The sequence below is a fragment of the Mariniflexile fucanivorans genome (genome assembly GCF_004341235.1).
GTDB lineage: Bacteria > Bacteroidota > Bacteroidia > Flavobacteriales > Flavobacteriaceae > Mariniflexile > Mariniflexile fucanivorans.
Genome location: NZ_SLUP01000002.1, coordinates 207,512 through 218,403 on the forward strand (window position 1 = coordinate 207,512; position 10,892 = coordinate 218,403).

Annotated in this window: 13 protein-coding genes; 1 reads left to right on the forward strand and 12 read right to left on the reverse strand. The window is 31.1% G+C overall.

What is annotated here, in order from left to right; all coding sequences use genetic code 11:
- From EV196_RS04365 to EV196_RS04395, 7 genes are all read right to left on the reverse strand, one after another.
- Positions 1 to 447 (reverse strand): response regulator, encoded by a 447-nt coding sequence (locus tag EV196_RS04365; RefSeq protein ID WP_132215318.1) that lies wholly within the window; start codon positions 445 to 447, stop codon positions 1 to 3.
- Between the two features lie 423 nt (positions 448 to 870).
- The gene (locus EV196_RS04370; RefSeq protein ID WP_243652178.1) at positions 871 to 1,287 is read right to left on the reverse strand and encodes a hypothetical protein; all 417 of its coding nucleotides are present in this window, start codon (positions 1,285 to 1,287) and stop codon (positions 871 to 873) included.
- Between the two features lie 91 nt (positions 1,288 to 1,378).
- Positions 1,379 to 2,290 carry a mechanosensitive ion channel family protein gene (locus tag EV196_RS04375; protein WP_132215323.1) on the reverse strand — a complete coding sequence of 304 codons (912 nt, stop codon included), beginning with the start codon at positions 2,288 to 2,290 and terminating at the stop codon, positions 1,379 to 1,381.
- A gap of 11 nt (positions 2,291 to 2,301) precedes the next feature.
- Complete coding sequence (locus EV196_RS04380) at positions 2,302 to 4,122, reverse strand: SLC13 family permease (protein ID WP_132215325.1); 1,821 nt, start codon at positions 4,120 to 4,122, stop codon at positions 2,302 to 2,304.
- 152 nt (positions 4,123 to 4,274) lie between these two features.
- A complete protein-coding gene (locus EV196_RS04385) occupies positions 4,275 to 4,916 on the reverse strand; it encodes an NADPH-dependent F420 reductase (RefSeq protein ID WP_132215327.1) in 642 nt (213 codons plus the stop codon).
- A gap of 179 nt (positions 4,917 to 5,095) precedes the next feature.
- The gene (locus EV196_RS04390) at positions 5,096 to 6,115 is read right to left on the reverse strand and encodes an AI-2E family transporter (protein WP_132215329.1); all 1,020 of its coding nucleotides are present in this window, start codon (positions 6,113 to 6,115) and stop codon (positions 5,096 to 5,098) included.
- 36 nt (positions 6,116 to 6,151) lie between these two features.
- A complete protein-coding gene (locus tag EV196_RS04395) occupies positions 6,152 to 6,391 on the reverse strand; it encodes a DUF7218 family protein (RefSeq protein WP_132215331.1) in 240 nt (79 codons plus the stop codon).
- 217 nt (positions 6,392 to 6,608) lie between these two features.
- On the opposite strand from EV196_RS04395, the gene EV196_RS04400 reads away from it, so the two are divergent.
- Positions 6,609 to 6,797 (forward strand): CsbD family protein, encoded by a 189-nt coding sequence (locus EV196_RS04400; RefSeq protein WP_132215333.1) that lies wholly within the window; start codon positions 6,609 to 6,611, stop codon positions 6,795 to 6,797.
- Between the two features lie 176 nt (positions 6,798 to 6,973).
- On the opposite strand, the gene EV196_RS04405 is transcribed toward EV196_RS04400, so the two are convergent.
- The 5 genes from EV196_RS04405 to EV196_RS04425 form a co-directional block, all read right to left on the reverse strand.
- Entirely contained in the window at positions 6,974 to 7,510 is a 537-nt protein-coding gene (locus EV196_RS04405) for a lipid-binding SYLF domain-containing protein (RefSeq protein WP_132215335.1), read from the reverse strand.
- 96 nt (positions 7,511 to 7,606) lie between these two features.
- Complete coding sequence (locus EV196_RS04410; RefSeq protein ID WP_132215337.1) at positions 7,607 to 8,455, reverse strand: mechanosensitive ion channel family protein; 849 nt, start codon at positions 8,453 to 8,455, stop codon at positions 7,607 to 7,609.
- A gap of 5 nt (positions 8,456 to 8,460) precedes the next feature.
- Complete coding sequence (locus tag EV196_RS04415) at positions 8,461 to 9,207, reverse strand: MlaD family protein (protein ID WP_132215339.1); 747 nt, start codon at positions 9,205 to 9,207, stop codon at positions 8,461 to 8,463.
- A 95-nt stretch (positions 9,208 to 9,302) separates the two neighbouring features.
- The gene (locus EV196_RS04420) at positions 9,303 to 10,046 is read right to left on the reverse strand and encodes an ABC transporter ATP-binding protein (RefSeq protein ID WP_132215341.1); all 744 of its coding nucleotides are present in this window, start codon (positions 10,044 to 10,046) and stop codon (positions 9,303 to 9,305) included.
- Positions 10,046 to 10,864 (reverse strand): MlaE family ABC transporter permease, encoded by an 819-nt coding sequence (locus EV196_RS04425; protein ID WP_132215343.1) that lies wholly within the window; start codon positions 10,862 to 10,864, stop codon positions 10,046 to 10,048. Before EV196_RS04425 ends, EV196_RS04420 begins: the two co-directional genes overlap by 1 nt.
- Positions 10,865 to 10,892: the final 28 nt, after the last annotated feature.

The following is a 10,892-nucleotide window of genomic DNA, read 5'->3' on the forward strand; positions in this document are numbered from 1 at the left end:
TTAAATACGAAATATAAATGTTTCTTTATTTAAATTTGAATTATGTGCTAGCCAATTAATTGTGAGTGTTTTTTCTACCATTTCGCATAGTTTAGTAAAACAACTTGGTTTATTTATATAAATATTGGCGCCTTTTTTAAAAGAATCTTCTATATCTTTTTCTGAAGAAGATGTTGAATACATGGCTATGAACAAATCTTTTAAATTAGGGTGGTTACGAATCTCGGTTAAACATTGCATACCATTAACTATAGGCATGTTGATATCTAAAAAAATTAAATTTGGAAGCTCTACATTAGGCTGAAAAAGATAATCTAACAATTCTTGCCCATGTTTAAAAAGTGACAATGATGTTTTTAAGGATATGTCTTCTAAAGCTTCACTAAACAGCAATCTATCATCTTCATCATCATCAGCTAAAATTATTTTATATATAGTATCGCTCATTTATAATAGTATTTTGTGTAAAGTTACATGTAATAAATTGTTTTATCATAAAATATTTTACACACCTTACACCAAAATAATTTAATGTAGGAACCTATGTAAATGAAAAGATTGACAAGGAAATGATTAATATTAATAAAATCAGTTTTAGATCAATGCCTTCAAAATAGTAACTAATACATGAAAGATATACTTTTTAATTGATAAATGAAATGGTTTCACTTAATATTTACAACCCTTTAAAGCACTGATTTTTAAATAGAAAGAAGTGAAAAATTAAAAACAATCACTGAATACAATTATTTTATTAAGAACTTTTAAAAACTAAAAAACACGAGCAACCATAAATAAAATTGAAACTTAATTTACTGCAATATATATAGCTGTTTGGCTATTGAATTAATATGAAAAGTGATTTTTTTACTATTCATTGGTAATACTTTCATCATTGGAGACATTACTTTTTGGTATCTTTTTAAAAAATTCCGCTACTTCCAAATCGGCGCTTGGGCCATATCCCAGCAAAAAAGTTCCTTTTTCATCTTTATTGGTTTTGATAATATAAAGTATAGACATATCAGAAGGATCACTCATACCTTCGTACCTATGTTCTGCAACAATATAAATATCATTAGGAGCATACTCGTTTTTTGTTTCACTGGTAATGAGCTTATCATTTTTAAAATGAAAATTAGCCGTGAAACCTTTTTCTTGATAGATTTTTATAAAATCTTTTTCATGTTTAGCAAATTCATTTTCCATGTCTTTAAGTTTTTTAGATTGAACAGATTTATTTAAAAGCATAACGATGAAAGAAAAAAACTTTACATACCATGCCATTCCAAACCAAATTTGCAAAAAAAACTAGGATAAGATTAACGCAAACACATTAGTATTTAACGCTATTCATTTAAAGATGGTTAAACTAAAATTAATCGTTGTTTGCATTTTCACTTGCATTTTCATTAGGAGCAATTTGCAGCTTGTTTTTTCCAAAGTCCAAGGTGCGGATTGGGAAAGGAATGTTAATACCTTTAGCATTGAAATGGGTTTTAATAAGCTTAATTGCCTTATGCCTTGCTTCATGTTCTTGCTTTGCTTTAACCATATCAATCCAAAAACGAGTCATGAAATTAATAGAGGAATCGCCAAATTCCGTAAAGAAAAACTCAACACCCTCTCCTTCTTTTTGCTCAAAATTTTCTGCAATAATACCAACTACTAAATCTTCAACTTCTTGTAAATTGCTTTCGTAACCAACGCCACAGGTTACTGCAATTCTGCTGCGCTCGCTTATAGAATAATTAGTAAATGCATTTTCAACAAATTTTGAATTAGGAATAACTACATAGTTATTATCCGTTTGTCGTAAAACGATGTTTCTAAGGCTAATTTCAGATACAAAACCATCAGCTTCACTCGTTTTTATATAATCGTTTATTCTTATTTTATCCATAAACGATAGCACTACACCACCTACCGTATTGCTTAATGTGCCCTGAAGCGCCAAACCTATGGCTAAACCAATAACACCAGCACCAGCTAGGATACTTGTTAATACTTTATCAAGATCCAAAACACCGAGGGCTATAAAAAACCCAATCATAATAACAATGATGAAAATAATTTTTGCAATAATAAGCTGAATTGATTTTTGGCTGATATGCGTCAACAAGTACTTATTTGAAAGTTTTTTAATACCGCGCGCAACAAAATAAAAAAGAAGCATTGTTAAAATTGCCATTACCAAGTTAGGCAACTTTAAAATTATGGCATCTAGCCAACCATCTAACTTGTCCCACAGTTTACTTACTGAGCCTTCTATTGAAAATTTATCGTTCATTTTTAAAAAATTTATAACATTCTGGTTAATAAAAAAGTAGCCACTATCCAAAGTATTAAGCTAAGCATGCCGCCAATAAATAAAAAGTGTTTAAATCGGTAATTACCTAAGCCGTATATTAAAGTATTGGTTTGATACCCCATTGGGGTGAAAAAACTAAAATTGGCAGCAAACATAATTGCTAATATAAAGGGTTTAAAGTCTAAATCCATACCTTGGGCTACTGAAATTGCTATAGGTGTCATAATTATTGCAGTGGCGTTATTGCTAACCACACCACTTAATACCATGGTTACAAAAAATAAAGTCCCTATAATTATGTAGTGCGGTTGTCCTGATAAAAAACCTAATAATTTTTCTGAAACCCACATATCTGTGCCTGTATTATGCATAGCAAAACCCAGAGGAATCATACCTGCCAACAAGAAAAATATTTGCCAATTTACTTTTTTATAAACGGTGTTCAGGTTTAAATTCTTTGTAATAAGCAGTAAACATACGCCTGCCAAAGCACTTACCATAATAGATAACAATCCTGTTGCTGCCAACATAATTACTAAAATTAAAACCCCTAAGGAAAAATATCTTTTGAACTTTGAGTCTGTGTTTACTTTATTAAATTCTTGTAAAACCACTACATTTTCCATGGTTTCTAAAGCTGGCAGTTTTTCTTTTGATGTTTCAACCAATAGCCTGTCGCCTGCCTTTAACACCAAACGATTCATACTGCTGCGCACCATTCTGTCTTGCAAGTTTATAAGTGTTTTTCTTTTTTTTATAGCCAACGGAATGGCATCCTGTAACATAAAACTTCGTAGACTCGCCATGTTTTTACCTAATAACGAGGCTCCTGGAAGCATTAAAAGTTCAACAAAAACATCTTCATCTAATTCATTAGTGCCAATTTCTTTTTCATTATTGTCATCATCCAATTCATCTACTTTTTTACCTTCATAAACCCTTAGGTTTTCCGATGTTTTAATACGTGCCAGGTTTTCAAGGTTACATAATAAAAGTAATTCATCATTTTGCTTTAAAGTAATATATTTTCCGGGTGAATTGTGAATTCTATTATTCCGAATTAACTGTAGTAATGATACTTCGGGGTTTTCAAAGAGAAACGTTTCTTGGATTTTTTTTCCGATTAATTCTGAATCTGGATTGATGCTCACTTTGGTAAGATAATTATCGATATTATAATCTTTCCCCAAATTTTTTACAGTGTCCCAAGGAAGCCATCGCAACGATATAGTTAAATAAATAATAGATATGCTAAGAAATATAAGACCTAAAACAGAAAATTCAAAAAAACCGAGCTTTTCTGCACCTAAGTTTTTTGCCACAGCGTTTACTATTAAATTTGTTGAAGTGCCCATTAATGTACAAGACCCACCTAAAATACCCGCAAATGAAATGGGCAACAAAAGTTTAGATTGTGGAATTTTATATTTTTCTGAAAGCTGGTTAATTATTTTTATAAAAACGATAACCACGGCAGTAGTACTTATAAACGCCGATATGCCCGCTGTTACGAACATAAAAATAGGTGCCATTATATAAATAGGTAACGACTTAATTTTGCCCATGCCCGAAGTAAGCCAATGTATTACGCCATTTTCTTCCATGGCTATGGCCAAAATCATGAGTGCTAAAACGGCTATGGTAGCTGGATTTGAAAAACCACTAATCCCCTCTTCTGGTGTTACCAATCCTAATAAAATTAGGGAAACAATAATAAAAAAAGCTATTTTATCAATAGGAAAAATTTCAAAAACAAAAAGCACTATTGTTACCAATAGCACCGAAAACATTAATATAATTTCTCCATCCATCTATAAAAATATTAATTTTTTTTAACTTATTGAAAACTTTACTGCTTTACTTAAACTTGAAAAACTTTGATGCTTTTTATTTTTATACCGCAAAAGTTTATATCAAAAATTAAATTCAATATAAACCTTGTGGATTTTAATCTCAAATTATTCTATGATGCTCTGGTGCTATTTACTAATGTTTCCAACTCATTTCGCTCCAGAGATTTACCATAAACAGCTTGGTCTGGATCCATAATATTGGTATCACTTAAGTTTCCAATATATAAAGCATCAAACCCTATATCTTCAATAAGTTGTTTTCCCACTTTCCTACTTTCTAAATCTTGTGCAGCAAATGGAATCGTTAATTTATTGGAAGTTCTAAAAGCACGATCTCTTAAATGCTCTGCATGTATACTATTAAAAGCTTTAACTGTTTTTGCTGTGCCAAATTTCATAGCTGTATATTCCGAAGCATTATAATTAGCGTCCCTAACTTTCTGTGCCATTTCTCCATCTCTTTCAGGATAGGGATTTGTTGCATCAATAATAATTTTATCGCCATATTCTCCAGCATAAAGTTCTGCTATTTCATCAATGGCTTTAAATGGCACTGCCAATAAATACACATCGGCATTTGCCTCAAAAGCCTCAGTAACACTTACTGCTTTGGCATTTTCACCTGCTTCATTCACTAAACTATTAAGCTCTTTTGGGTGCCTTGAACTAAACAATACTTGGTGTCCTGCTTTACTCCAGTGCTTACCTAAATTTCCTCCTATATTTCCGCTTCCTATTATTCCTATTTTCATAACATTTCATTTTAAAATTAATCATTTATATCAATCCGTTTATAGTTATTCCTAACAAGAATTTTAAAAAACCATAAATTTGTGATATTGTAAATTATTTATTTTAAAGTAAAACGGTTGACTTAAACCAATTGATTATTGACTCAATACATTGAAAAAAGAGTTCGTTTAGTGGTTTTTCAAAGTCTGTTATGTGCTTTTCCGTATTCTTTCTTATAAATTCTAACCACCAATAAGAATAAACTAATTAATAAAGGACCAAAAACCAATCCTATAAAACCAAAAAGCGGTATTCCAATAATAACACCTATAAGCGTAATTAAAGGATGAACGTTATCCAGTCTTTTAAGCACATAAAGGCGAATAAGATTATCTGTAACGCCTACCACTACGATACCATATAATAAAACGCCCCAAGCCTGAAATGTATCTCCATTTGAAATCGCCAAAATAAAAACCGGAATAGTACCCAAAAAGTTTCCTACAAAAGGAATCATAGAACCAATGGTTACAACTACGGCCCAAAAAAATGGACTTTCAACACCAAATATTAAAAACCCTATTAAGGCAACAAAACCTTGAGCCAAAGCTACTAAAGGAATACCAATGGCGTTAGAACGTACCATGGCATGTACCTCTTTACCTAATGTTTTAACATTATCCTTGCTTATAGGAATATAATCAATTAATGTTTCGCGTAGCTGTTTACGGTTGGTAAGCATGTAAAACAATAAAAAATACATGATTGAAATAGCTATAAACGTACTAAAAGTGCCGCCTAAAATATTTGTAATGCTCTTTGTAATTCCGTTGGAAATTGATGAAGCATCTATTTGGTCTGTTATATTATACCCGAGCGATTGCTCCCAACCTTCCAATTTATTTTTAACTACTTGTACCACTTTTTCTGAATTTTGGGCTGCTTTACCTATTTTGTTACCCAGCATAAGTACAGCACCTGCAATAGGAAGCAAAATAGATATAAAAGACAATAACATAAGCAAAGCTGCAGCCAAATTAGGGTTCCAGCCCCTATTAATCAATTTACCCATAATCCCTTTTAACAACACATATAAAGTAATGGCCCCTAATACACCAGATAAATAGGGTATCATTTCTCGGAAAATCAAAACTCCCATTAAAACTATTAACAAGAGTGTAAATATTTGGCGTATTATTTTTGCGTTTATACTATTCATTAGTTACAGTTATATATTAAAGTTAAAAATAAATGCTTAATTATTTCGAAGTGCATGTATAAGTTCTTCTTTATTCATTTTGGAACGCCCTTCAATACCAACATTTTTTGCTTGTTCATATAAGTCGTTTTTTGTCCACTTTTCATAAGCCTTCGCTTCACCTCCTTTTTTGCCAGCATTAGGTGTATTAGCAATTCTTGCAGATTTTTGTTTACTGTAACCTTTCTCGCGAAGCGCTTCATATTGGTCTTCATTTTTTATACTTGGAATATCCATAGCTTTAATTTTATGTTCAACTTTATAATTTCAGATCAAATTTTGCCATAAATAATTAATATACTTAACCTTATCAGATAAAATATTGACTTCAAACCGATTCGTAATTTATTGGCTATTGCATTAAGAAAATATTTTTTTGAGTTAATGATGCGGTGTTTCTTTCTGTAATTTTATTTCATATTAAAAAGAAATATTAACTAAAAATTAAAAGATTATGAACTCAGATCAAATAGAAGGAAAATGGAAACAAATAAAAGGTAAATTCAAACAAAAATATGGTGATCTTACCGATGATGATTTAACCTATTCTGAAGGGAAATTCGATGAAATGATGGGTAACCTTCAAGAAAAAACAGGTAAAACAAAAGAAGATTTAAAAAAAGAAATTGAATCTTGGCAATAGATTTAAAATTATTACTGATTAATAGCAATATCCTCCCAGTTTAAATTGGGAGGATATTTTTTTGTTATCTATGCCATTATTCAAAATATTGATTCGATTAAATGAAATATGGTATATGTGCCAAAAAAAAGGTTGGCAATTTTAGCCAACCTTTTTAAGATTAAATATATTGATTATTATTGTGGAAATGGGTGATATTCAAATTTTTGACCACCTACTGAGGCATCTGCCATAAGTCCCGCTTTAGGCAAAGCAAAAACCATAACACCATCGGAATAACTAGCGTTTTCAGATTTTCCTTCTTCAGCTACTACTGCAGAAGCTTCAGCTGAAAATTCATAATTACCTTGTTTAAATTTTGCTAAAGCTGCATCGGTTTCAAAAAAGATAACTTGTATCATAGCTTGTCCACCCGCTTGAAGTCCAATGTTTATTTTTTTCAAGGATGTCATTCCTACTGCAGTACCGTTTTCGTAAAGAACACCGTTACCGCTAGCACCACCTACAATTAAACCACCTTTTCCAACATTCGGGAAAATAGCATAACCAGAAGCATTATCAAAATATGTTTCCAATCCTGCATCTGTGGCAATTAGTGTGCTTTTCGCTTTTTGTGCATCTGCCATTATTTCTGTGTCTTTTTCACTTTGTGCCATGGCACCAGTTGTGATTAAAATAAGGCAAACTATCATAAATCTTTTTAGAGTTTTCATAAATTTATTTTTTTTATTGTTAATATTTCAAATATATAATATTAATAATCAGTACAATAACTCTATTAATCTCATTATTGACTCAAAAAAAAATTTCTATTTCTTTTCAATTTGCTCCACAGAAAGTGTTGTGGTTGGTAAATTAAACCCTTCAGATTTTAAAGCAGCATACATATCTAATTGTAAATCTGTTTTTAATTTGCCACCAGGAGCTCTTACTTCATCTGTTTTATACCAAAAAAGAACTAAAATGTTAACCGTGTCGTTTTCAATTTTATCTACCAAAACATCATACATAGGCGTTTTCAAAACAAACTCATTTTTATTTAAGGTAGAATCAATAATTGCAATCGCTTGGTGTATTCTTTCATCGTGTACTACTGTTAAAATGAATTCGTTACGCATTAATTCATCTATGGTATAATTTTTTAAATTGTTCTTCAAAATAGAACCATTTGGAATGTAGGCGTCTATGCCATCTACGGTTTTTATGGTTGTGGAGCGTAATCTCATTTCAATAACTCGCCCCTTTATACCGTCAATTTCAATTAAATCTCCAATTCTAAAAGGCCTTTGAAATGCCATTAATATACCAGCTATAAAATTTTCGCCTATATCTTTTAATGCAAAACCAATTATGAAAGTGGTTAAGCCTGCCCCTGCTAAAATTTTATTAGTCACATCATCAAAACCTAAGATCCCTAATGATATTACAAATAGCAAAACAGTTAAAACCAATGAAATAACACTTAAAATGAAATCTGCTATTAATGGATCGTCAGATTTTGAAATGATTATTTTTTTGGCATATTTATTTATCAGCCTAATAATTAATAGGCCAATTATGAATATTACAAGTGCTAAAAATATTTTTGGCAAATGAGATACTAAATTTAACCACGATTGATGAATTGAGTCTTTGAATATGTTTATTTCTGTGTCCATAATTTTTATTTATTTTTTTCTGCGCGTTCCTCTGCGGCTTCTTCAGCCTTTTTTTCTGCTTCTTTTTTTGCTTTTTCCTTTTCTCTTTCTTTCTTTTTAAAATAACCTCTTAAAAGAAAATTATGCTTTGCAGCTTCCATGTTTTGTTCTAAACCTTTGGAACCCTGTCTTAAATTTTCCATGGTTTTTTCCATATCTCTGGCTACACCTTCATCGTTTAGTAGTTTGCCTAAAGTACCTTCACCTTCATTAATATCAATTAACATGGTAGCCAATTCATCGGTTATAACTTCGGCATTTTCGGCAGTAATTTTAATAGATGCCAAAATATCATCAAATTCAACAGGCTCCATAGATTGAATAAAGGAACCATCTTTAATTTCTGGAGCTGATGAGCTTCCTTGTGAAATCATTAAAAGTTTATCGCCTATAACACCTTCAGAAGTTATGGACGCTTTACTATCTTTTTTGATGAATTTTTTAACATCCTTATCCATCATAGCTACCACATTTACCGTAGAATCGTTAATTATGGATACACTTTCAATAGTACCAACGGCTATTCCTGAAAACCGAACTTGACCTCCAACCTGTAAACCACTTACATTACGAAAATTGGTATTTATCTTAAATTTTGAGCTGAACAAGTTTTGATTACTTCCTATAAAAAAAATAATTATAAATAAGATCAATATTCCAATGGAAACAAAAATTCCAAGTTTCACTTTATATGCGTTTTTATTTGTTTTCATCTGTTACAATTTATTTTGTTATGGCCGAATGAAATGTCCAATTATAATTCTGGCTAATTGTTTTACAACTTAATAATGGACATTTTAAAATACAATTATTTAAAAAATGACTGTATGTAGGTATCCTCATCATTAATAAATGCTTCTAAACTTCCTACTTTATAAACTTTACCGTCTTTTATCATAGCAATTCTATCGGCTACCGTTTTTACACAATTGATGTCGTGGGTAATGATGATAGATGAATTTTTAAATTTAGTTTTGGTATCGTTTATTAAATTACTTATCTCATCGGATGTTATGGGATCCAATCCTGTTGTGGGTTCATCATATAAAATGATATTTGGATTCACCACAAGCGTTCTTGCTAAACCTATTCTTTTTTTCATGCCTCCAGATAATTCTGACGGCATTTTATCAATAGAATCAGGCATCCCTACATTTTCTAAAGCTTCCACAATTTTATCATTGATTTCTTCTTCTGAAAATTTTTCATTCAACCTTGAAAGTGCAAATGTTAAATTTTCTCTTACGGTCATCGAATCATATAGAGCCGCACCTTGAAAAAGAAATCCTATTTTTTTGCGTACTTCTATCAAAGCATCTTCATCAATATCTGTCAACTCGTGTTCACCTACTTTAATGCTTCCTTCATCATGCTTTAAAAGACTGACGATACACTTAATTAAAACCGATTTTCCTGAACCCGATTTACCCAAAACCACTAAATTTTCATTTTTTAAAAGTTCTAAATTAACGCCATCTAAAACCTTTTGATCTCCAAAACTTTTTTTGAGATCTTTAATTTCTATAAGAACGTTATTTGAGTTGTTTTCCATTAGAATAAATCGGTTATCTGTACAGCAATTAAGTCTACAATAATTAATAATAATGATGAAGTTACCACCGCAGAGTTTGCTGCAATACCAACACTTTCTGTTCCTCTACCTGCATTATAGCCTTTATAGCAGCCCACTAAACCAATAACAGCACCAAAAAAGAACGATTTTATAACCGCAGGAAACACATCAATAAATTCGACTTGACTAAATGCTTGGTTTATAAATAAGCTTAAACTTACGTTATCTTTAATATTGATGCCTAACCAACTACCAAAAATTCCAATAGCATCGGCATATAAGGTTAAAAGCGGAATCATTACGGTAGCTGCAAGTACGCGTGGGATAATTAAAAAATTTATGGGGTTTGTGTTAGATACTTCCATCGCATCAATTTGTTCGGTAACTCGCATAGAACCCAATTCAGCTCCCATACTCGAACCAATTTTTCCAGCACAAATTAAAGCTGTAATTACAGGTCCCATTTCTCTAATAATAGAAATCGCAACCATACCAGGCAACATGGCAACAGCACCAAATTCTACTAATGGAGGTCGAGATTGAATGGTTAAAACCAAACCGACAATAATACCTGTAATCGAAATCAATCCTACCGATTTGTTCCCTATTTGGTAACATTGTTTTAAAAATTCTTGAAATTCAAACGTCTTAGTGAAAAGGTTTTTCATTACGGTTTTTAAATATTCAATAACATTTGATATGTCTATGAAAAACGATACACTCTTATCTTTTATTAAGGTTATAAAAGAAGGTGTTTTAAGAGTTGATTCGTCTGAATTATATAAATTTTTAGGCATGAATTAAGTATTGCAATATGCCAATAAA